This window comes from Devosia sp. ZW T5_3 (genome assembly GCF_044987315.1).
In the GTDB taxonomy this organism is placed as follows: Bacteria; Pseudomonadota; Alphaproteobacteria; order Rhizobiales; family Devosiaceae; genus Devosia.
Map to the genome: position 1 here is coordinate 249,126 of NZ_JBJDRE010000001.1, position 21,802 is coordinate 270,927.

Annotated in this window: 23 protein-coding genes; 6 read left to right on the plus strand and 17 right to left on the minus strand. The window is 60.7% G+C overall.

Going from position 1 to position 21,802, the window contains the following annotated elements; translation table 11 throughout:
• The 4 genes from ACI3KW_RS01235 to ACI3KW_RS01250 all read right to left on the minus strand — a co-directional run bounded on the left by ACI3KW_RS01235 (nt 1) and on the right by ACI3KW_RS01250 (nt 2,676).
• The gene (locus ACI3KW_RS01235; RefSeq protein WP_404846575.1) at nt 1-810 is read right to left on the minus strand and encodes an NAD-dependent epimerase/dehydratase family protein; all 810 of its coding nucleotides are present in this window, start codon (nt 808-810) and stop codon (nt 1-3) included.
• Between the two features lie 3 nt (nt 811-813).
• Nucleotides 814-1,419: a MarR family winged helix-turn-helix transcriptional regulator gene (locus ACI3KW_RS01240; RefSeq protein WP_404846576.1), complete on the minus strand. Its 606-nt coding sequence runs from the start codon at nt 1,417-1,419 to the stop codon at nt 814-816.
• Between the two features lie 166 nt (nt 1,420-1,585).
• Nucleotides 1,586-1,894: a carboxymuconolactone decarboxylase family protein gene (locus tag ACI3KW_RS01245; protein WP_404846577.1), complete on the minus strand. Its 309-nt coding sequence runs from the start codon at nt 1,892-1,894 to the stop codon at nt 1,586-1,588.
• Nucleotides 1,895-1,938: 44 nt separating this feature from the next.
• Nucleotides 1,939-2,676 (minus strand): SDR family oxidoreductase, encoded by a 738-nt coding sequence (locus tag ACI3KW_RS01250; protein WP_404846578.1) that lies wholly within the window; start codon nt 2,674-2,676, stop codon nt 1,939-1,941.
• A gap of 93 nt (nt 2,677-2,769) precedes the next feature.
• Here ACI3KW_RS01250 and ACI3KW_RS01255 point away from each other — a divergent pair, with 93 nt between their 5' ends.
• Nucleotides 2,770-3,714 (plus strand): AraC family transcriptional regulator, encoded by a 945-nt coding sequence (locus ACI3KW_RS01255; protein WP_404846783.1) that lies wholly within the window; start codon nt 2,770-2,772, stop codon nt 3,712-3,714.
• Between the two features lie 95 nt (nt 3,715-3,809).
• Here ACI3KW_RS01255 and ACI3KW_RS01260 read toward each other — a convergent pair whose 3' ends face one another.
• The 6 genes from ACI3KW_RS01260 to ACI3KW_RS01285 form a co-directional block, all read right to left on the minus strand.
• On the minus strand, nt 3,810-4,847 hold the full coding sequence (locus ACI3KW_RS01260) for an osmoprotectant NAGGN system M42 family peptidase (protein WP_404846579.1): 1,038 nt from the start codon (nt 4,845-4,847) through the stop codon (nt 3,810-3,812).
• Nucleotides 4,844-5,656 (minus strand): FadR/GntR family transcriptional regulator, encoded by an 813-nt coding sequence (locus tag ACI3KW_RS01265; protein WP_113122243.1) that lies wholly within the window; start codon nt 5,654-5,656, stop codon nt 4,844-4,846. Before ACI3KW_RS01265 ends, ACI3KW_RS01260 begins: the two co-directional genes overlap by 4 nt.
• Nucleotides 5,653-6,462, minus strand: a complete 810-nt coding sequence (locus ACI3KW_RS01270; protein WP_404846580.1) for an ATP-binding cassette domain-containing protein — start codon at nt 6,460-6,462, stop codon at nt 5,653-5,655. The genes ACI3KW_RS01265 and ACI3KW_RS01270 overlap by 4 nt, the downstream gene beginning before the upstream one ends.
• The gene (locus ACI3KW_RS01275; RefSeq protein ID WP_404846581.1) at nt 6,459-8,246 is read right to left on the minus strand and encodes a dipeptide/oligopeptide/nickel ABC transporter permease/ATP-binding protein; all 1,788 of its coding nucleotides are present in this window, start codon (nt 8,244-8,246) and stop codon (nt 6,459-6,461) included. Before ACI3KW_RS01275 ends, ACI3KW_RS01270 begins: the two co-directional genes overlap by 4 nt.
• Nucleotides 8,243-9,190: an ABC transporter permease gene (locus tag ACI3KW_RS01280; RefSeq protein WP_404846582.1), complete on the minus strand. Its 948-nt coding sequence runs from the start codon at nt 9,188-9,190 to the stop codon at nt 8,243-8,245. The genes ACI3KW_RS01275 and ACI3KW_RS01280 overlap by 4 nt, the downstream gene beginning before the upstream one ends.
• 122 nt (nt 9,191-9,312) lie before the next feature.
• Nucleotides 9,313-10,881: an ABC transporter substrate-binding protein gene (locus ACI3KW_RS01285; protein ID WP_404846583.1), complete on the minus strand. Its 1,569-nt coding sequence runs from the start codon at nt 10,879-10,881 to the stop codon at nt 9,313-9,315.
• A gap of 130 nt (nt 10,882-11,011) precedes the next feature.
• Between ACI3KW_RS01285 and ACI3KW_RS01290 the strand changes: the two genes are divergently transcribed.
• Nucleotides 11,012-11,665, plus strand: coding sequence for a DUF1028 domain-containing protein (locus tag ACI3KW_RS01290; RefSeq protein WP_404846584.1), 654 nt, complete (start codon nt 11,012-11,014; stop codon nt 11,663-11,665).
• Between the two features lie 101 nt (nt 11,666-11,766).
• Entirely contained in the window at nt 11,767-12,258 is a 492-nt protein-coding gene (locus ACI3KW_RS01295; protein WP_404846585.1) for a hypothetical protein, read from the plus strand.
• Nucleotides 12,259-12,539: 281 nt separating this feature from the next.
• Here the strand turns inward: ACI3KW_RS01295 and ACI3KW_RS01300 are convergent, their stop codons facing one another.
• The 3 genes from ACI3KW_RS01300 to ACI3KW_RS01310 are packed head-to-tail and all read right to left on the minus strand — an operon-like array spanning nt 12,540 to nt 13,851.
• Nucleotides 12,540-12,770 carry a hypothetical protein gene (locus ACI3KW_RS01300; RefSeq protein WP_113122255.1) on the minus strand — a complete coding sequence of 77 codons (231 nt, stop codon included), beginning with the start codon at nt 12,768-12,770 and terminating at the stop codon, nt 12,540-12,542.
• On the minus strand, nt 12,767-13,405 hold the full coding sequence (locus ACI3KW_RS01305) for an OmpA family protein (RefSeq protein ID WP_404846586.1): 639 nt from the start codon (nt 13,403-13,405) through the stop codon (nt 12,767-12,769). Before ACI3KW_RS01305 ends, ACI3KW_RS01300 begins: the two co-directional genes overlap by 4 nt.
• Complete coding sequence (locus tag ACI3KW_RS01310; protein WP_404846587.1) at nt 13,402-13,851, minus strand: hypothetical protein; 450 nt, start codon at nt 13,849-13,851, stop codon at nt 13,402-13,404. The genes ACI3KW_RS01305 and ACI3KW_RS01310 overlap by 4 nt, the downstream gene beginning before the upstream one ends.
• Before the next feature lie 295 nt (nt 13,852-14,146).
• Between ACI3KW_RS01310 and ACI3KW_RS01315 the strand changes: the two genes are divergently transcribed.
• Nucleotides 14,147-14,785 carry a hypothetical protein gene (locus ACI3KW_RS01315; protein WP_404846588.1) on the plus strand — a complete coding sequence of 213 codons (639 nt, stop codon included), beginning with the start codon at nt 14,147-14,149 and terminating at the stop codon, nt 14,783-14,785.
• Nucleotides 14,786-14,903: 118 nt separating this feature from the next.
• Entirely contained in the window at nt 14,904-15,686 is a 783-nt protein-coding gene (locus ACI3KW_RS01320; RefSeq protein ID WP_404846589.1) for a hypothetical protein, read from the plus strand.
• A gap of 513 nt (nt 15,687-16,199) precedes the next feature.
• Here the strand turns inward: ACI3KW_RS01320 and ACI3KW_RS01325 are convergent.
• The gene (locus tag ACI3KW_RS01325; protein ID WP_404846590.1) at nt 16,200-17,528 is read right to left on the minus strand and encodes a hypothetical protein; all 1,329 of its coding nucleotides are present in this window, start codon (nt 17,526-17,528) and stop codon (nt 16,200-16,202) included.
• A gap of 183 nt (nt 17,529-17,711) precedes the next feature.
• Between ACI3KW_RS01325 and ACI3KW_RS01330 the strand changes: the two genes are divergently transcribed.
• Nucleotides 17,712-18,509, plus strand: coding sequence for a DUF1266 domain-containing protein (locus tag ACI3KW_RS01330; protein ID WP_404846591.1), 798 nt, complete (start codon nt 17,712-17,714; stop codon nt 18,507-18,509).
• A 493-nt stretch (nt 18,510-19,002) separates the two neighbouring features.
• On the opposite strand, the gene ACI3KW_RS01335 is transcribed toward ACI3KW_RS01330, so the two are convergent.
• The 3 genes from ACI3KW_RS01335 to ACI3KW_RS01345 form a co-directional block, all read right to left on the minus strand.
• Nucleotides 19,003-19,725 carry an SDR family oxidoreductase gene (locus ACI3KW_RS01335; protein WP_404846592.1) on the minus strand — a complete coding sequence of 241 codons (723 nt, stop codon included), beginning with the start codon at nt 19,723-19,725 and terminating at the stop codon, nt 19,003-19,005.
• A gap of 10 nt (nt 19,726-19,735) precedes the next feature.
• A complete protein-coding gene (locus tag ACI3KW_RS01340; RefSeq protein ID WP_404846593.1) occupies nt 19,736-20,584 on the minus strand; it encodes a sugar phosphate isomerase/epimerase family protein in 849 nt (282 codons plus the stop codon).
• 75 nt (nt 20,585-20,659) lie between these two features.
• Nucleotides 20,660-21,751 (minus strand): substrate-binding domain-containing protein, encoded by a 1,092-nt coding sequence (locus ACI3KW_RS01345; protein WP_404846784.1) that lies wholly within the window; start codon nt 21,749-21,751, stop codon nt 20,660-20,662.
• Between the last annotated feature and the right edge of the window lie 51 nt (nt 21,752-21,802).

The following is a 21,802-nucleotide window of genomic DNA, read 5'->3' on the forward strand; positions in this document are numbered from 1 at the left end:
TTACATCAGCCCCTCTTGCTGGGCCTGGTAAACGGTCCTTACGCTAGCGCGAAAGCCGAGGCTGCGCGCAAGCGAAGCGTCGACGTGCAGATACCAGGGATTTGCGAGAGGCTCGCAACTCGACTCCATTCTCGCATCAAGCAAGCCTGCAAGCTCGTAGACGGACGCGGGTGCCTCGTCGGCGACATTGACAACATGCCCATCGAACACTCCGTCCAGCGCCAGTTTCACCGCATTGGCGATGTCGCGGTGATGTATCGTGCTCATCCGTTGAGCCGGATGCCAATTGCCGACAAATTGGGAGAGCGAATCCAGATGTCCGTCACCGTCGCCGTACACAAATGGGAACCGGATAATGGACCAGTTTAGGCCGCTTTCGCGCAGTTCTTTTTCCGCCGCCACCTTGCTCGCCGGATAGGCTTGCTTCGGATCGACCGGGTCCTCCTCGCGTCCGGGGTGCGGATTGTCGATGTTATAGACATTGCTGGTGCTCGACATGATGAAGCGCGCGTCAGGCGCTTTCGCTTTGAGGGCAGCGATCAAATTGCGCGTCCCCTCCAGGTTGCTCTTCCAAATGAGGTCCGTATCCTGAGTGCGAAAAACCGCCGCCAAGTGCACGACCGCTGAAATACCGCGGACGGCATCCGAAAGCGTTAAAGGGTCAAGGATGTCGCCGGTCACGGCCGTTGCCCCCAGCGGAGAGGGTTTTCCGGCCCGCAGCAGCACCCGGCAGGAAAGACCTGCTTCAACCAGCCGCGGCACAAGGCGTTCGCCTACCAGGCCAGTTGCTCCGGTTATCAGGATCGTCATGCCTTATTCCTTTCGCAAGAGATTTTGTAGTCGTTCGGTGGCGGATTGTAGGACACGGATTGTCGTGATCAGGTCAGCCTCGTCGATGCCGCCAAAGGCAGTTTCGTGAATGAAAGAAAGATCGGGGAGCTCGAGCCACAGGGTTTCCCCGGCGGTCGTCAACGTCAGAAGACGCTGGCGCTGATCTTCTCCGCTTGAGCTTTGATTGAGCAGGCCCTTTCGAACCAGAGTGGCGACAATCCCGCTCAACGTCGCCCTTTCGAGTGAGAGGGCTCGCCCGAGGTCCCGTTGAACGGTTGGACCGAAGTTCGTCAGATGCCAGAGAACATACCATTGCGTCGAACCCAAATCGTATGGCCGCAGGGTCGCGTCCATCAGGGCGCGGCCCGCGAAATAGCATCGTTTCGCCCACGTCCCCGCGGTCAGCTGCTCGGCGTCACTACGTTCACCCAAAGACCAACCTTCCCATAATTCGTTCGCTAGCTTACAAATATTGCAAGGTAGCAAACGAATTGTCAAGCGCGCGTCGCGACGATGCCCAGCGGCAACTTGCAGGTTTGCCCTTTGCTCAGGGGCCGGGTTTTCATGTTCCCGATTCACGGTCTGCACGGCCTCTCCCCCTTCGATGGCACCGAGAGATGACCGCAGTGGGAACGGCCCAGTGTGTGCATCAGCCGAAAATGGAGGCAGAATGCGCTAGATCGAGAATATCGGTGTCGCTTAGGCCCTCTTGGCGCAGCGTCGCTAAATGGTCTTGGTGGCCGATGGCGGGGTACTAGAGAGGGCTTCGAGAAGTCGATAAGGGCACGCGCGGGCTTTCGGCTTCGTGCAGGCCGAAGCGGTAGACGCGCTCGACGGTGTCGGCATTGCCGGTCAGCTCGATATAGCGACGGGCATGGACGGAGGCGCAATTGGCGCAGCCATTGATGCAGGAGGCGATCAGCGCGCCAAGTTCGCGCTCGGCCCGATCACGTCCGCCCTTTACATACATGATGTCGTTGAAGAGGCGGGTCCGCGTCACGTACGAATCGGGGTCATGCGCCAGCGTGCGGACATAGTATCCTCGCCGGCCTGATGTTGCCATTGGCCGCTCAGGCTGCCACGCGAGTTGCGCTGTAGGCCCTTGGATCAGGTCTGTGCGGTAGGTCGTACGACGATCTCGCCTATATCCACATTCGCCGGCTGCCCGATCGCGAAGGCGATCGCCTCGGCAATAGCCAGGGGGTCGATCGCGATTTCGTCGCGAACACCGATGTAACGTGCCCGGACGTCCGGGTCGCCGATCTCTTCGACAAAGGGGGTCCTGATCGCTCCGGGGGAGATAACGGTGACGCGAAGTTGCGGTCCAGCCTCCTGCCGCAGTCCCTCGCAGATGGCGCGGACGGCGAATTTGGTCCCTGAATAGACCGCTTGTGTCGGGACGGTCTTCATGCCCGCCGTGGAAGCCACGGTCACGAAATGACCTGAACCCTGCGCGCGAAAGACCGGCAACGCCGCCGCTATCCCATAGAGTATCCCCTTAATGTTGACATCCACCATCTGCTCCCATTCCGAGACCCGGAGATTGTCGAGTGGCGAGATCGGTCCGACCCCGGCATTGCTCAGGAGGACGTCGAGCTTGCCGAAGCGCTCTTGTGCGCTACGCACCAAGCCGGCGACGTCGTCCTGCCGCGTGACGTCCGTCTGAGTGCACTCGGCCTGTCCGCCAGCGGATCTGATGCGCTCGACCAGAGCGACAAGCGGCTCCAGCCGGCGCGCTCCCAGCACCACCCGGGCTCCCTTCTCAGCTAAGAACAAGGCCGTTGCCGCGCCTATGCCGCTGCTCGCCCCCGTAATTGCGACGACCTTTCCTTCAATCTCAGACATGCTCAGTCTCCTTGCTTGCACCGAACATTGCCGAACTTGGCAGGATGATCTATGCGTGTAGATCCCAATTTTCGTCGCAATCGTCCAGCCCTCATGATCGACTCTCTATCTGAGATCCTCTCTTTGCTCGATGTCCGCAGCGCCCGCTGTACACGGTTCGAGGCTGGTGGCGGGTGGGCGTTCAAATTTCCCGCCAAGCCCCGGCTCAAGTTCGTAGCGGTCCTGCGCGGGGAATGCTGGATCATGCTTCCTGGGGAAGACCCGCATCGCCTTCTGGCCGGAGACACGTTTCTGCTCGCCGAGGCACCCGAATACATTCTGGCAAGTGATCCGCGCCTGATACCGCAAGATGGAATCGCGGCCTTCGACTGGGAGCATTCCGACGTGGCCCACCATGGCGGATCGGAGACGGTGCTTCTGGCGGGCAGCTTCGTTTTCGAAGCGATCTACATCCGGCTGCTCCTGGATGCTTTGCCGTCATTCCTGCTTATTCCCTCGGGGGATTTGGCGGCCGCCGCGCTGCGCGATTTGCTCGCGGTTCTCGATCGCGAGATTCGGGTCGGACAGATGGGCACATCGCTGGTAACACAGCGTCTCGCCGAAGTGCTTCTGGTTCAGGTTCTTCGAGGCTGTGCCGCCCGATCCGGCGGCCCCCGTTGCGGTTGGATTGCCGCCGCTGCCGATCCGCAGATCGGGGCGGCGCTCAATCTCATGCATGCCGACATCGCCCATCGCTGGACGGTTGCAGATCTTGCTCGTGCCGTCGGCATGTCCCGGTCCGCCTTCGCCTTCGCTTTCAAGCAAAAGGTGGGCGCTCCTCCGCTCGATTACCTGCTACGCTGGCGCATGGAGGTCGCTCGCGACGCCCTGCGCAGAGGAGAAACCGTCGCTATTGTCGCGACTAGGGTGGGCTACGCGTCCGAGAGCGCGTTTGGCAACGCGTTCAAACGTATCTACGGAACGGCGCCGAAGCGGTATTGGTCGAGTACCGATGCCCAAGAACACTATGCAAGCAGCGAACCGGTCAATGGGCTGTGAAGCGACAACGGACTTGCCTTCGGTATTCGGCCTTTGCGTGGCGTAGAATGTCGCGCCTGGGCGGCAACTGGCTCACGCCCGGCAAGATGAGCACTCTAGCTATTGGTTAGTTCCGACTGGATGTAGAGCCGCAACAGTTCCGCCAGAGCTGTGAGGGAGGCCATGTGGGTGCGTTCCCAGCCGTGGGAGGAATCGAGGGAAAAGCAGACGAGGCCGACGCGGATGTCCCAGCCGGCTTCGACGGCGGCGGCGCTGTCAGAGCGGTAATGGCGGAAGGTGTCGCGTTCGTATTTGATGCCATTGTGTTGGCAGAGCGCTAACATTTGGCGTGTCATTCGGGCGTCAAAGGGACCCTGGCGGTCACGCATGGCGATGGTGGCGGCATTATCGCGCGATGTCTGGTTGGGAGCGGTGACGGCGTTGTCGATGGCGAGCAGTTCTTCGACTTCGGGACCAAAGCCGTGGGTGCCACCGATGCCGGTTTCTTCGGCGACGGTGAACATGGCCTGGAAGGGGACGGCGACCTTGGTGTGACCCTCGGCCACGGATTTGAGGACCGCGAGCAAGGTGGCGCAGCCGGCCTTGTCGTCGAGGTGCCGGGAGACGATGAAACCGTCGATGACTTCGGGTTGAGCATCGATTGCGACCATGTCCCCGACATTGAAGCCGGCGGCGATGAGCGCCTCTTGGTCGGACAGGATGGCGTCCACGCGGATTTCGAGATTGTCCCAATCGGCGGGTTGAGTATCGACCTCGGTGTTAAAGCGGTGGCCGGAGGCTTTGAGCGGCAGGATGGTGCCCCGATGTTCGGCATTGTCTGAGAAGATGGTGACGCGGGCCCCCTCGGCGAAACGAGCGGCCCAGGTGCCGGTGTTGCGCAGGGCAAGGCGGCCATTGGGCTTGAGTTCGGTGACCATGGCGCCGAGCGTATCGAGATGGGCGGCAAGGGCGCGGCGAGGTGGGCCCCCGCCTACTTCGACGTAAAGGACGCCGCGGCGGGTATATTTGGGATTGTAGCCGAGATCGCGCAGCCAGGTGTCGACCAGCGCCACGACGCGCTCGGTCATGCCGACGGGGCTCGGCGTTTTGACCAATTGCAGCAAGCGGTCGAGGAGATAATCGGTATCGATCATGCGATGCGGCGCTTTCTGGTGCGGGCCGGGGACACTTCTTCGAGGAAGCGGTCTTCGAGCTTTGCCTCAAGGGTCAGCATGTGCTTTTCGGCTTCCTCCATATGTTCGGCGAGGATGGCGGCAGCTGAGGCGGCGTCGCGGCTTCGCATGGCCGCGATGAGATCGCGCTGGTGCTGGATGCCGCTGGCGCGCGAGACGGGTTCGGGCCGGACATAGATGTCCTGCGCGACAGTGAGATCCTTTAGCAGGCGCTGGAGGAAGCGGCAGGTGAAGGCGAGAATGGGGTTGTCGGAATACTCGGCGACGATGCCGTGGAAATCGAGTTCCGCCATGCGCTGGTTCCAGCGTTCGTTCTGATCTGCTGGCTCGTGATCATAGATCAGAATGACGGCTTCGAGGCGTTTGAGGCCGGCTTCGTCAATATGGGGTGTGGCGCTCGCCGCTAGTTGCGGTTCGAGGACCTTTCGCATCTCGTAGATATTGGCGATCGTCAGGTTTTTGGCGAAGAGGAAGTTGGAGAGCAGACTCATGGCCCGCCCCTCAGACATGCGCTCGATGAAGGCGCCGCCGCCAGGGCCGGTACGGACCGAAATGAGGCCCTGGACTTCGAGAGATTTCAGCGCTTCGCGGACGGTGCCCTTGCTGGCAGCGAACTGGGCCAACAGATCGCGCTCCTGCGGTAGGCGGTCGCCGGGCCCGAGGCCATGTTCAACGATCATACGCTTGATGGCATCGACGATTTCGTCGGTGCGCTTGCGGCGTGGGGGAACGGCAATTGCCGCTGTTTCGGAGGAGTCAGTGTCGCTCATGCGGCGCGGTCCGTTGCGGAAAGGCGCGGTGCGCTGGCTATGAGCGACCGCGTGTAGTCGTGCTGCGGGTTGGCAAAGAGCTGGGCCGCGGGCCCGACCTCTACCACTTCTCCCAGATACATAACGGCGACACGATCGGAAATCGATTCCACGACGGCCAGATCGTGGCTGATGAAAAGGTAGGAGAGGCCGAGATCGTCGCGCAATTGCTGGAGCAGGAGCAGCACCTGCGCCTGTACCGACACGTCGAGCGCACTCACCGGCTCATCGAGAACGAGAATGCTGGCTTCAGCGGCAAGGGCTCGGGCGATGGCGATGCGCTGGGCCTGTCCGCCGGAGAATTCGTGTGGATAGCGTTCGAGCGTGTCGAGCGGCATCTTCACGGCGTCGATTAGCTCCCGTTTGCGAATGGCGCGCCGCGTGCTGTCATAGGTGCAGAGCAGGCGCAGCGGCACATCGAGAATATCGCCGATGGTCTTGCGCGGGTTGAGCGAGGCGATGGGGTCCTGAAAGACATATTGGATAGTGCGACCAAAGGCGCGTGAGCCGGAGGAAGCGAGCTCGGCCCAGGGTTTGTTGTCGATGAGCATGGTGCCAGAGGTGGGGTGTTCGAGGCCGACCAGCATACGGGCGAGTGTCGATTTGCCCGAGCCGCTCTCGCCGACGATACCGAGGGTTTCGCCACGCTTGAGATCGAGCGAAATGCCGCGGACGGCCTGCACCTCGCTGGCCTGACGTCCGAAGAGATTGCGGCCACCGCCGAAGGTTTTGATGAGATCGCGGATTTGGATGGCGTTCTGGCTCATGCGCTTGCCTCCATAAACAGGGGCCGGACCCGGTCGAGGAAATTGTGGCCTTCTCCTAGCTCGGGCACGCAGGCGATGAGGCGCTTGGTGTAGTCGTGCTGGGGGTCGCGCAGCATCGCCTGCGTTTCTCCCTGTTCGACGATTTCGCCATTTTTCATAACCGCGACGCGGTCGCAGACTTGGGCCACGACGCCGAAATCGTGGGTGATCAGGAGAAGGGCGAGACCGCGCTCGCGGCGCAGGTTTTGCAGAAGGTCGAGAATGCGGGCCTGCACCGTGACATCGAGCGCGGTGGTCGGCTCGTCGGCGATGATGATGTCGGGGTCATTGGCGAGCGCCATGGCGATGCCGATGCGCTGGCGCTGGCCTCCTGAGAGTTCGTGGGGATAGGCGCTGGCGCGGCTTGCTGCATCGCGGATGCCCACGGTTTCCATCAGTTCGACGGCGCGCTGGCGGGCCCCGTGCTTACCGATGGGGTTATGGGCGAGGACTGCCTCGGCGATCTGGTGGCCGACCGAGAAGAGTGGATGGAGCGTCGTCAGCGGGTCCTGGAAGACATAGGCGACGCGGGCGCCGCGGAGGGCGATGAACTCCTGCTCGCGCATCGACAGCACATCCTTGCCTTGGATATAGACGCCGCCATTGGTGATGACGCCGGGCGGCGAGGCGACCAGGCCCATCAGCGAGAGCGCCGTCACCGACTTGCCCGAGCCGCTTTCGCCGATGAGGCCGAGACACTCGCCTTTGCCGAGACGGAAGCTGATGTCGCGGACGGCGGGGGTTATGGAGGCGCCGGTATCGAAGCCGGTGGAAAGGTTTTCGACGACGAGGGCAGGGGCGTCCGAAAGGGTTGGGGCAGGCTTGGTCTGGCGGCCGATTTTTGTGACCGGCATGGGGCGGCCGAGGGTGCCGGAACGGAGGCGGGGATCGAGCACGTCGCGGATGCCGTCGCCTAGCAAATTGATGCTCATCACCAGGAGGAAGATCATCACGCCGGGAATGATCGAGGCATGCGGGCCGGTGAAGAGCTGGGCGCGGGCCTGGCCTAGCATAGAGCCTAAGTCGGATGTCGGCGGCTGGGCCCCGAGGCCGAGGAAGGAGAGGCCGGCGGTTTCAAGGATCATCCAGCCCACGGTGGTCGACATGGTGATGACAATGACAGGCAGGACATTGGGCAGCACTTCGGTGAAGAGGACCGCCGCGTGGCTCTTGCCCGAGAGGCGCGCGGCATCGACGAATTCGCGATTGCGGATCGAGACGGTGACGCCGCGAATATTGCGGGCAAAGAAGGGGATATTGACGAGCGCGATGGCGTAGAGCGCGTTGAGAAGGCCGGGTCCAAGCGCAGCGACGATGGCAATGGCCAAGAGGATATAGGGGAAGGCCATCAGCATATCGACAAAGCGCATGAGAATGCTGTCGGTCGCGCCGCGGGCATAGCCGGCGACAAGGCCGATGAGGGAGCCGAAGAAGGCCGCGAGGGCTGTGGCGCTGACCCCGACCAGTAACGAAACCTGTGTGCCCCAGATGAGGCGCGAAAAAATATCGCGGCCGAGGTGATCGGTGCCGAGGAGGTGCCCAGCGCTGAGCGGGGGCAGCAGGCGATTGGGTTGGTCGGTGATGTCCGGGTTTGGGATCGGGAGGATCGGCGCGAGGAGCGCCAGGATGACGATGAAGCCGAAAATGAAAAGACCGGCCGCAGCAAGGCGATTGGCCATCAGCAATTGCAGATTGCTGCGGCGCTTGCGGGCGGAGGTTGGGATGGGGGCGATGAGATCGGTCATGCTTTGAGCCTTGGATCGAGCATGGCCTGCGCGACATCGGCCAGAAGATTGACGAGCACATAGACGGTAGCGGCAACGAGCACGCCGCCTTGCACCAGAAGCAGATCGCGAGTGGAGACGGCCTTGACCAGCATTTGGCCGAGGCCGGGCCACTGGAACACGGTTTCGATATAAACGGCACCACCGAGCACGAAGCCGGCCTGAATGCCGAGCACCGGAATGATGGAGACGAGTGCAGCGCGGAAGGCGTGACGATAGATAACCTTGGTTTCGCTAAGGCCCTTGGCACGGGCGGTGCGGATGAAATCCTGACGCAGGACTTCGAGCATCGCGGCGCGGGTGAGGCGGGCGACAACGCCGGTGGCGACGATCGCGAGGGTAGAGGCCGGCAGGATCAGGTGGCGCAGGAGGTCGGGCAGGTCGCCGCCGCCATAGACGGCGTACATGCCTGAGGCTGGCAGCAGGCGCCATTGCACGGCGAAGAACAGGATGAAGACCAGGCCAAGGAAGAAGGCCGGCATGGAAATGCCGATAAGGACAAAGAAGGTGACGATCCGGTCGGTCCAGCCGAACTGGCGCACTGCCGAGACGATGCCGGCGAGAATGCCGAGGACCGAACATATGACCAGCGACGCCCCGGCAAGGATCAGAGTGGCGCCAAAACGTTCAAGCACTTCATCGAGCACGGGCCGATTGAGAATATAGGAGCGGCCGAAATCGCCGTGGAGAAGGTTGCCGATCCAGATGACATATTGCTCGGGCCAGGAGCGATCGAGCCCAAGGGCGCGGTTGATGCGCGCGACATTGTCGGGCGTCGCATAGGAGCCGAGAAGGGCTTGGGCGGGATCGCCGGGGATCAGTTTCATCACCAGGAAGACGATGACGGAGAGGCCGAGGATAACGGGGATCGCGGCCAGGAGGCGTTTGCCGATATAGGCGGTCATGGGGGCCTCCTTTTGGCGGTGCGGGTGGGGAGAACCCCCACCTAGCCTCCCCCTGGTTGGGGGAGGGATGGATCGCGTATTGTTGTGGGCGATGGTTTGCAGCTGGTGGAGTGCTCCCAACCCTACTGTTTGGTCACGTCTCGCAGGACCAGTGAGAAGTCCGGCTGCAGTTCGAAATTGCCCACGGTGCTGGTGACGACGGCGTTTTGCTTCCAGTTGGCGACGAAGAGCCAGGGAGCGTCTTCGTGGGTGATGGCCTGGACTTGCTTGTAGAGTTCGCCGCGCTCAGCCGGATCGGTGGAGAGACGCGCCTTGTCCAGAAGGTCGTCGACTTCCGGGTTGGAATAATAGGACGAGTTGAAGCCGCCTTCCGCCGGGAAAGCCGCCGTGCGAAGGGTCAGGAAGGGCAGGGTGTCGGGGTCGGAAGTCATCCAGGCCATTTCGGCCATGTCGCCCTTGCCTTCGAGGCCGGGATTCACTTCGGAGAGGAAGGTGTTCCACTCATAAGTCTTGATCTCGACATCAAGGCCCACGGCGGCGAGATCGGCCTGGATGGCTGTGCCCATGGGGACGGGATCGAGCATGCCCGAGCCCCCTTCGGTGACGAGGAAGGTGAGCTTGGCGCCTTCAGCGCCGGCTTCGGCAAGGAGCGCCTTTGCTTTTTCCGGATCATAGGGATAGGGCGCCACGTCTTGGTTATAGGCCCAGTTGAAGGCGGGCGGGATGGGGCCAGAGGAGACGTCGGCCGTGCCTTGCAGCACGTCGTTGACGAGGCTTTCCTTGTTGACCGCGTAGTTGACTGCCTGACGCACGCGCTTGTCGGCAAACGGGCCGTCCTTGGCGTTGAGCATGACATACCAGACATGGGGCCCGACGGCTTCCACCACCTGGTAATTGGCGTCACTAGCGAACTGGGCGACGTTGTCTGGCGGGGTTTCGAGCAGCACGTCGATGCCGCCCGAGAGCATTTCGGCAACGCGGGTATTGGCGTCGGTGATCGGGCGGAAGATGACCGCTTCGAGCGAGGGAGCGCCGTCCCAATAGGCATCGTTGCGCGAGGCGACGACGCTGGTATTGGACTGCCATTCCTCGAACTTGAAGGGGCCGGTGCCGACAGGATGGCGACCGTAATCGGCGCCATATTGCTCGACTGCGGCGGGCGAGACGATAAGGCCGGTAGGGGAGGCCAGATTGCTCATGAAGGGGGCGAAGGCTTCGTTGAGGGTGAATTTGACCGTTAGGTCATCCACCACTTCGACGTCCTTGACCGAGGAGAAGAAGAAGGCGAGCGGGAAGGGGCCGGTCGAGGCGAAGGGGTGGTCTTCCTTCAACATGCGATCGAAGTTGAATTTCACCGCTGCGGCATTGAACGGGGTGCCGTCGTGGAAGGTGACGCCTTCGCGGAGGTTGAAGACGTATTCGAGGCCATCTTCGGAAATGGTCCAGTCGGTGGCGAGCGCCGGTTCGATCTCCAGCGTGCCGGGAGTGTTGCGCACGAGGCCATCGTAAATGTTGACGGCGATGCGGAAATCGTTGGCGGCGGTCGAGACATGCGGATCGAGCGATGCTGGCTCGGCGATCTGGCCCACCACCAGAATATTGGGCGGCGTCTGTGCCATGGCCGGAGAAACCAGGGCAAAAGCGGTGGCGGCGAGCAGGAGCGGCGCTAGGCCCTTCCAGGTGCGGATCATTGATAACCTCCTTGCGTTCCCTCGCCCTTGCCTTGCGGTGGGGACCGTGTGAGAAGGGCTTGCATAATTTATCATCATAAATTTTCGGTCTGTCAATTTATGATGATAAATAACTTGAAGAGGATGTTGCATGACCTTTTCCATCGTCGCTCGCGATCCGCAAACTGGCGCCTTTGGCATTGCCACTGCGACGGCTGGGCCGATGGTGGGGGCTTTGGTGCCCCATACACGCAGTGGCCGCGGTGCGGCGGCGACGCAGGCGATGACCAATCCGTATCTTGCGTTCGATGCTTTGGAGCTGCTTGATGGGCGAGATGCCGAAGCGGCTTTGCAGGCAGCGTTGGCTAGGGATGAAGAGGCTGCTTTGCGGCAGATGATTGTCGTTGATCAGGTTGGCAGGACCGCGGCATGGACCGGCCAAAGCTGTATCGCTTTTGCGGGGCATCTTTGCGGCGACGGCGTGGCTGTTGCTGGAAACATGCTGGCGGGTCCAGAGGTGATTGCCGACATGCTTTCAGCATATCTGTCGCTTAAGGGAAAAGTCGATTTCGCGTCGACCCTGCTTGGCGCGCTCAACGCGGGTGCCGAGACTGGGGGCGATATCAGGGGCATCGGTTCAGCGGCGTTGCGGGTCCATGGCGCCGAGTCCTTCGCCGAAGTCGACATAAGGGTGGATTGGTCGGAGGAGCCACTGGTTGACCTCCAAGGGCTGCTTGATCGGGCGTCTGGCGGTCCTTATGCTGAGTTTTTCTCAACGTTGCCGAGGCGTGCTGGGCATTTCTGAGCGCTAGTGGGTAGGAGCTTACGGTTGGGAAGCATCCCTCTCTAGACCATCACGGACCAGAGAACATGAGTATTCCCAGATGTATGCTTCTGGCTCTCGCATTGACCGTTGCAACCGCCATCTCGAGCCTGGCGCAGGAAGCGGAGGATGCCTATCGCATACGAGCTTCGATCTACGCCAACAAGGCGCTGGTAACGGCTGCGACTTGGGTTGGGGTATTGAATCGGGCAACAACGGTCAAGCAAACGTTCAGCACGCCCTATCAGCGCGATATCGCGCTAAACGAAAACGGCAAGTCGGCCGAAGGCACCTTGGAAGGGGAAGTCACGATGATGGTCCGTCCGTTCCAACACCGCGGCGCGCTCTGCCTCAATGTTGAGATCAACAGTCATACAGTGAGCCAGTTGCACCACTATCATAGCGATGCTCTGCTAGAAGTCCTGCCTGGGGGAGGCGGGTATGCGGTGAGCGGCGATTACTGCGATTTCGAGCAAACCGAAGACGGCCTCCTCTACAGCCTATCCCACAGTGAAAACGAGGATTACGCAGAGATCCTCGTCACTTCCGAAAAGCCGGTGGAAGAAACGGACTAGACCAGGGATCCGGCTTTGCCGAGCAGGCGGGTCGAGCGAGCCTAAATACCTGCTAACCAAGCCTGCGGGCTCTATTCCCCGCATACGGCGCTACGGCAGATGCTCGACGTCTGATCTCTTCCTCTCGCCCATATAACTGTGTCGCGGAGTTCGGTACATCGCCTGCGCTAACAGCGAGCCTGATGCCCTCTTCCAGAAGCAACAGGTCTTGAGGCTAGCAGTTGGCAGGCTCGCCCAACATCATGCTCTGGGCTTTCTAAGCAGCCAAAACGCAGGCCGTACTATCGCATGATCGCAGCGATCATGATGGCCGCAAAAGCAATGAACATCACAGATCCCAAGACCATCGCGATCAGCGCTTGACTTGAGATATAGGTACCGGCCACGCCGCCAATGACGCCGGGCCAAGCGCTCCTGCCCTTCTGTTGCACCATGGGGAAGCCGCAATGTGGGCAGGCAAAAGCCTTGTCGGATAGTTTGCCCTGACAATCCGGGCAGCTCATCAATGTCATTGCTGTTTTCCTATTATGAATTCAACCCGGCGGTTCTGCTGACGGCCCTCGGGATTGTCGCTACCATCGGCCTGTTCATTGGGGGCAACTGGAGATGTCTCCCCTTTGCCAGTGATGGTCATGGGGGAGGGAACGCCGGCATCGGCTAGCCAGGTTTGGGCAGAGTTTGCGCGATCTTCCGACAGGTTCTGATTGTAGTCATCGCTGCCCATAGAATCGGTGTGGCCAACAATAGTGACCGCGGCGTCTGGCATGGCCGAAAGCACGTCGGCTAGTTGCGACAGTACCGGCCGCGCATCCTCGCGGATGTCATATTTGTCGAAGTCGAACAGGACATCGCCGGCAAGGGTGACCACAATATTGTCGCCCTCCTTCTTGGCGCCAAGCGCAGTCAGCGATTGTTCAGTCGCAAGGCGGGTTTCAGAATCCATGTCCACCAGACCGAAAGTAGAGCCTTCCGATGCGGTCGAAGCAGCGCTGTCGATTGGGCGTTCGGTGAAGCTGGAGCGACCGAGGTCGAATTCCACGAACCGGCCGGGCTGGTCCGAAAGAGAGCCGGCACCTATGGTCACCGTGTAGGCCCAAGCCGTGGTCGGCATGGCGAGGATAAGCCCAACAATGATGCCTCTGATCACTGCGCGATCTCCAGCGGGATAGTAACGCCGGGCGCGCTGGTATCATCGCTGGCGTTGCCAGGATTGAACGCCAACGTGAGCTTGGAGGCGTCGGCGGGTATAACACCAGGAAAAACGAGGTCACCTTCCATGCTCTGGCCACTGGAGATGCGCATCCATTTATTGTCGGCGATCTGACGCATGAAAATGCGCTCCTGCTCGCTCTCGCCCCAGGCGAGATAGGCGTCTTCTTCGTCGTTCAGGTTGATGAAATTTGTCTGACCGCTGTCAAAGCTCGCAAGCAGCCGGACCTTGGTGGCATCCTCGCCAACCGTTACGCTTTTCACCTGCACTGTCAGCCCAAGGGGGACACTAACCTGTCCGCCAGCAATATCGTGGCTGCGCTCTTGAGCGAAGGTGGAGGCGGGAAGAAGCAGAGCCAGCACGACAACCAGAGATTTCAACATTTATGGGTCTCCCAAATGAGAATCTTGTGTTCATGCCGTTCTGGGCAAACTTGTGGCGCACTCAGGCGTCTTTCGAGTGGAGTAGGCAATTGGCTCGAGGTGGAGGCACAGGCCCTAGTCAGGGGAATGCGCGCCTACCGATTTCAATTTCTGAGGGATTGTGGTTGCTGCCTTATTGGTGTCGTTCATTTTTGCACCCCTATCGACACTCTGAGGGGGACGACATTTGAGACGCAGATCGTTTGTTGCCGCATTGGCATCTTTGTCTTTAATCCCGAAAACCGCGGGCGCCGGCATGCCGCACTTCAAGGATGTAATAGCCGCTACGCTTCCGAAGGGGATCGTTCTGCCACCCGCCTTTGCGCAGGCGATCGACTGGCTGGAAGCGACCGGCTATGTCTTTGAGGACAAATACGTTGCGCTGACGCCGCCTGACAAATCTAGGTCGATAATCCTGCAGTTCGAGCCGGTCAGCCAGGGGCACGTAGCCGCCTGGCTGGGCACCGATGATCCTGCCTTTACCAACCGGCTAGCACCTATCATCCGCACCGGCGGGGACGGGTCATACGCGGCACTCTGGCGCGCTGACGATGGCACTCTGTCAATCGTGCATGTGGGATCAGGGTCTGGCTCGATAATGATGCAAACGTTGGTCGAAAATCCCGTCGATATGTTGCGGCTCATGGCGATCGGCTATTCTGAACTTTGCTGGCCCGAGAATTTCAGCATCACGCCAGCCGAGGAGCATGCGGAGCTGGTTGCGGCAATCGGTATTGAAAACGCTCCGGTCTATCGCGCGCCCAACGAATTCCGCCGTTTTGTCGAAAAGACGTTCGCCGTCTCCGTTCCGCAGCGAGCTATCGACATTACTGGCAACGTCATGGAGATGGACGATCCTTTCCGGCGGTGGTTGCAGACAGTGCAGGAAGGGTAAGAGGGTAGACGTCATGGGTCACGCCGCTGGAACTCCATTGGACATGCACCGGCTCAACGGATCGGCTGGATCTCCTAGGACAGACCGGTTGTCCTGCGCATGGGCGGTGCTAGCCTGTGTGTTTCTGGCATTTTCAACGGATGCAGCGACCGCGGCGGAGTCGCAGATCACAGGATTTTTCGCCGGCCAAGGCTGTGCAATCGGCCCAGCCACCCGAGCGTTGGCGACAGCGGAAGGTTTCGACTCAGGCTCGATAGATGCGCTGATCGAAACGGCGCGTGCCGACCCGGACAGCATAGAGACTGGCGGCTGGCTAGTGATGTCATCGACCTTGTGTAAAATCCGTCCGCCTCAGGTCCGAAGCGAGCTCCGCTTGAGCGACCCCGAAATCCTGTCGCGCATCACCGCCATCGACGAATACGAGGATGAGACGGGTTGCTTCCTTCATGCGGACAATCTTTATGAGGAACTGTTGGCCACCCGCGGCTGGCCGCCGGAGAAGGCCAATACCGAATACCTTCGCTTCCTCGCCGAAAATCTCGTCGCAGGCGACTTGGCCTTTTACAGCGACGATCCGCTCAGGACACCGGCCGGTCTACAGCAGACAAGCGGCGCATGCGCAAACGTGCCGGCAATAGGCGAGATAGAGCGCAGCCACGAGAGCTTGATTGCCAATTTCGACCAGCTGATCCGCATCGACATGGGAAATGTCATTTGCGAGAGCGACGATGCTCCAAGCTGGAAGGCCTCTCAGCTCTACAAGGACATCGAGACCTTCGATAGCAGCAATGCCTGGACGTCTGCCGAACTTCGATTCATTGCCATGGGCGCCGGGTGGATCGAAGGCATCACCATGAGTGACAAAGGCATTCCCCGCCCGCCGCTGTGTGTTTTCAAATAAGAGGGACGGGAGGGCACGGCTGCGCCAGGGCGTGGACCAAGTCTGGACCGTGCATAATGGACCAGTTTTGAAAGTCGATCGCCTCTGGCAGATGAGACGTGTCGGTTCCCCGGCGAGCAATTATGCACAGCTGAGCTCATCCCCACTGGAAGTCCCGATGCGCTTTTTTACCCTTGCCTCGCTCGCGTTTGGCCTGCTGTCGGCTGGTAGCACAGGCTGAAAAACCCGTCCAACAAACTGCGCTGAGCTCCTAAACAGCCTGGATCTGCTGACCCGCGATCCCAAACTGCCGTCGACGACACCGCGACAGGCTGCACCCTCACCGACGTCTATTTCGGCAGCTCGTTTTCGCGCTTCGTGATTGGCCAGATCACGCTCGACGCTAACAATCGTTTTGGTGCCATTGCCGCAACACCCGCCCGACCCAGCTCAAGCTGAGCGTCACCGGTATCCGTTCTTAGCCCGAAATCGACGACAGCCCCCCAACAGCTAAGTGGTTATTGGGGTTTGTCGCTACGAGCCGACGAAGAGACGAGCGAACGATATTTCAATGCGTCTCCAACCGTGCCCTTCCTTCGCGCCGATCAGGCTAATCTCGGCTCCCGAAGCGTATCTGCTGAGCTCATCGCGACCGAGACGGACGGGGGCAGGCGCTGCGTAGGGGGCCAGGTAGTGCCTCGCGAGGTCACCCCGCCGGTCAGGCGGCAAGGCCGCATCGATGAGCGACCAGGCCTCGACGTCATCGAACACTGCGTCCCTGTTGGGAAAGATAACCATCTTGTCGGTGTGATGGCCGGGCTGGCCATAGCGGATCACAAAGACTTCCGCGTCTGCCTGCCAGTCAGTTAGGTGACGAATACGGTTCTGATCGGCGCGAGGGTGCCGCAGCCTGTAATAGTTGGCCAGGTGGATCTGGGCTTGGACGGCCAAGCCAGAGTCTGGTTGCTCTGCCAGTTCGTAAAGGACCAGGCCCATGCCAGGGACCTCATCCCGGATTTCGGTGGCTGTCATCACTGCAAGATCGGCGCGGTTGGCGGATAGGAGGCGGCGAACGGCCGACGGATCGTCGGCGGCCAGCTCATGGATATGGAAGTCGAGTCCGTTGAAAGGCAGGTCGGCAGGCTCCGGGCCGGTGCGTTGCTCAATTATCCCCAGCATCCATTCCACCGGATCGAAGTCGCGCCCCTCAAAGTCGACTCCCGACAAACCAGCTCCCGACCAGTAAGGGCCTGCAATTCCAGGCCGGCTCAGCTCTTTTGCCGTCAGTTTAGCGATGAAATCGGAATCCAAAAGCTCATCTGGCTTCTGGCTTTCGCCTTGACCGGCTCTTCCCATCATGTGAGCGGCGCAGGCCCTCACGTAATCAGATGAATGATCGAGGACGGGTGGCAAGTGCCCTTCCTCCCAGGCGTCGAGCCCGCCCAGAAGCACAATTGCGCCTTCAATCCGTTCAAGTGGAATGCCAGCCGGAGACCGCCTGGCAAGCTCATGTAGCCAAGGTAACAAAACCTCTGGAAAAGGCGACCGGTCGCCCTGGTGGCGCAATACCTTCAGGAAGGAGAGCAAAACGTCTGCGTGGAGGCGGCTCGCCTTGTCCACCACGTCAATCAACCAAGTCGTTCGCCTGCGTTCCGCCTCCGCCAGGAATTCTCGCGGTCCTCCTTGGGAGGAGTGCTCGGCCCAGAACGCACCCATGGCAAGGCGTTCGACTGCAGCGTCTCGTACCGCGGCGTCTTCCTGGTGCACGAGTTCTGCGACACGCGGATACCACTCGGACCAGTCTTCAGGTCGAAATTGATGGAGTGGAGCGTTCAGCAGCGCCTGGATTGAGTATTCTTCCATCTTCCGAACCTAGCATCCATGGCGTCGGCATGCCCACGAGGGGACTAACATTATCTCGCCTGAAAGGGATAGAAGGTTTGCGGGTGGCAAATGCGATGGGTTGAACCTCTATGTTCCAACACAAATTTGCCACGAGCGGCTGAGTTTCAATCCAGAGACAGACTTTTACCTTGAGGATTCGCAATGGGCATTATGGACGCGCTTGGCCATACCTTGATGGACAATGACGCCCTTCATTTCGACAGCGCCGCGGCGCTGTCACGAGAAGAACAAAAGCTTGTCACCTTGAGTGCGCCGCTGTCCGCATTCAACGGCGACTTCGTCAACAGCCTGGCCACTGGCAAGAGCAACGACGCTTTGCGCGAAGGCGTGGCGCAGGTCTGGAACGTGCATGATCGGGCCAGTTTTGAAGAGGTCGCCCATCGGCTGGCAGAAGAGGGGCAACGGTCTGCCTATCAGCCCGTGTGGGAGGCAATTACCGCCACGGACGAAGCGGTTCAGACGACGCATCCGCTGCTTAAGGCTGCCATGGAAGCCTGGTTTCCCGCCTTTTTCCAGATCAAGGCGCGCAACAATTTCGACTATCGCAACCTGGCATCGCAGGCTCGCGCGCTGGGGATAAACCTGCCGCAATTGCTGATTGGTAGTCGGGGATGGCTCGAGGCCATCCGTCTACGGCTTCATGTTCAGCCGGCGCAGATTCCGAATTTGGTGGCGTGGGACGCCGTGCGCCTGGCCAGCCTGTCGCGCTGGGCGGTGCAGCTGGGTTTCATCGATCGTGTGGAATTCGTGGACTTTGCCGGCGCCTTGATGCCGCAGGTTCGCAAGGCCTATACGGCGTGGCCCCAGGTGAGCGCGGCGTATATCGCCGGGGGTCTAATCTGGAACGCGTCGGAGGCACGCGAGGAAAATCTGCTGCGCACCAATGCTCTGCTGCTGAGCGACGTGAACAGTCCTTATCGTACCGTGGCTTTTGGCTGAGCCGAGCCGCAGAGTGGGCCCGCCAACCGCCCCGAGCGGTCTGTTTTCGGCAAAGTGCGGATTGTAGATGGCCTAGATAGCGGCTTCGACCTCTTGGCGCGCCCAAAGATAGTTGAACGGCACCACGTTACAGGCATTGAACACCGGCCTAGCGCGGCGGTAACTGGGCGAGGCCGGTCATGAGCTCGTCCATGACGGCCGGAGGGACATCCTACAGGGTAAATGCTTGTTTCCACTGCGTTCGATCAATTTGGCTAGATGCGACGCACTCACTCGCGGTGGTGAGCTGGACAGTTCGGCACGCCCAATGCTAGTTCGCCATGCGAACGCCGATGGGCTGCAGCAACCCCATGGCATATTCGACTCCGGCTTGCGCCAGGCGTTTCTATGGTTGCGGGGTACTTCTGAGGCTGCCGCCGGTTTCGGCGGACAATACCAAGCATGAAGTCAGTTCCCGGCGGGCGCCATATCATTATCCTAATTCGTTGGAGCATCACACAGCTTGGAAGCCGCCATCGACCGGCAGGCTAACCCCGTTGACCATGGCGGCCGCATCGCTGAGCAGGAACAGCACGGCCTCCGCCACATTGTCGGGGGTGGCAAAGCGGCCAAGCGGGGTGCGCGACAGCATCGGCCCGGATTTGGCGGGATCACTCCAGGCTTCGGCGGCAAGCGCGGTCAGGGTCACGCCAGGATTGACGGTGTTGACGCGGATGCCGTGTGGCCCCAATTCGTTCGCCATCACCCGGGTCAGAGCATCCAGCGCCCCCTTGGAGGCGCAATAGGACGCGTGATCGATAAAGCCATTGAAGGCGGAAATGCTCGAGATATTGACGATGGCGCCGCCTAGCCCCGCCGCGATACGGCTCCTGGCATAGAGCTGCGATACGACGAGGGGTGCCCGCACATTGATGGCCTGGACCTGATCGAAACTATCGGGGCTGGTGTCGAGGAACGGCTCCAGGATGTTGATCCCGGCGCAATTGACCAGATAGTCGGCGGGCAGCGCGGCCCGGCTTGCGGCGCGGGTCGCCTCGGTATCGGCAAGATCGACCAATACCGGCACGATGGCGGGGTGAGCCAACGCGTCGAGGTCGGATTGACTCCGCGACAGGGCAAAGACCCGGGCGCCACGCGCGGCCAGCATCTGGGTTATGGCGCGGCCGATGCCCTTGCCGGCACCGGTTACGATGGCTGTTTTGCCCGCAAAAGCCATGGGACTTCCTTCAGATGAGGCCATATTGCTGGGCCTTGTTGCGCAGGAACGGCAAGCCCTTGCTCATGACCTCCTCCTCGCTTTCGGCCACCGGCCGCCACACCGCCAGGCCATAGGCGAATTCGGGCGGCATGTTGATAAAGCTTTCCATGGCCAGCCCGCCGACAAATCTGATGGCCGCCAGGGCAGCGAAAATCTCGTCCCAATCGCAGGTACCATAGCCTGGCGTGCCGCGATCGCTCTCGGACAGATGGATGTATTTCAGGTGTTCCCGCGCCGCCAGAATGCCATTGGCAGCGCCCTTTTCCTCGATATTCATGTGATAGGTGTCGAGGTGGACAAAGATGTTGTCTGCACCCACGCGCTCTATCATCCGCACCGCCTGCCAGCCGGTATTGATCAGATGGTTTTCGTAGCGGTTGACCGGTTCGATCCCGAGCAGGATGCCGCGAGCTTTCGCGCGCCGGGAGGCGTGCTGCAACACGCGGGTAATATTGTCGTATTCCGCCTCTGTGGGCGGCAGGCCCGTGCGCTCCCCGATGCCGCCGAAGATGACGCCGGACAGCGCCTGGGCGCCTATATCGGCAGTCTTGTCGATAGCAGCGTCCAGAAATTCCATGGCCGTCTCTGGCCGGACCGACGCCCAGGCGCGCTCGGGCAGGCCGAGAGAACAGACCGACGCGAGACGGTGCTTTTCGAGCAGAGCACGGGTATGGGCGGCGTCGATTGCGCTGGGATCGGGCATGGCGATTTCGATGAAATCGAGGCTGTGCCGGAGTGCTGCGGCGACGGCATTTTCGGCGCCCTCGCGGGTCCACACCATTGCCCACATGCTGGTATGCGCGCCAAAACCTTTCATGCCGATCTCCCTCGATATCTTGGTTTCGGCGCGGCCGGATCAAGCCCAGCCGCACCGGAATTGGACGCTCAAACTCTAGAAATTGAAGTCGCCGATATTGTCCTTGGTGAAAACGAACGGCGCCCCGAGCAGGATTTCGCTACCATTGATTACCGAAAGGTCGCCCAGCTTGCCGGCCGCAACGCTGGTGGCGCCCGGCTGCAGGGTGCCGTCGGCGGCCGCGCGCATCACATAGGCGGCCGCATAGCCCAGATCGACCGGGTTCCACAGCACGACCGACTTGACGCAATCGGCCTCAACATAAGGCTTCATGGCATTGGGAGTGGCGAGGCCCACCACCGCCACCGAACCGCATTTGCCCGCCTGAGTCACTGCATCGGCGGCAGCGGGGGTGGCCACACTGGTCATGCCCAGAATGCCCTTGAGGTCATCGCCATATTTGTTGATCAGCGTATTGGCCTGGTTGAACGAGAGGATATTGTCTTCCTGGGCCTCCACTGTTTCCAGCCATTTCAAGCCCGGATGGCACTTTGCGGCATAGGCGCCCATTTCGGCGATCCAGCGCGCCTGATTGGGCGTGGTGAAGGTGGAGGTGACGATGGCAAAACTGGCATCCGGGCCGGTCTCAGCAGCCAGGCTATCGATCATCGACTTAGCGATGCCATTGAACTCGGCCTGGTTGACGAACCACTGGCGGGCATCGGGCTCCGAATTGGCATCGTAGCCAACTACATTGATGCCGGCGGCGAGCGCCTTTTTCAGCACCGGAGCAATAGCGACCGGATCGTTGGCAGCAAACAATATACCATCGACACCGCTGGTGATGTAATTGTCGATCAGGGTGATCTGGTCATCGATATTGGCCTCGGTGGGACCGTCCGTCGTAGCCTTCATGGTGCCGATCTCGGCGGCTGCTTCGGCAATACCCTTGGATGTGGCGTCGAAATAGCCGATGCCAATCAGCTTGGGCACATCAACGACGGTGATCTCCTTGCCCTTGCGATCGGGCGGATTGGTGGGCACGCCACCATCGTATTCCATGGCTGCCGGGGTCGCCGCCGTCGCGTCGCAAGCCAGCGGATTGGTGGGCAAGTCGTCGCCGCCGGTCCAGGCCGATTGGGCCTGAACGAGGCTCGTAGTCAATGCGAGGGTGGTCAGGACTGTCATACCGATGCGGAACATAGTCGTCTCTCCTCATTGCGCTTTGGCTTATTGGTT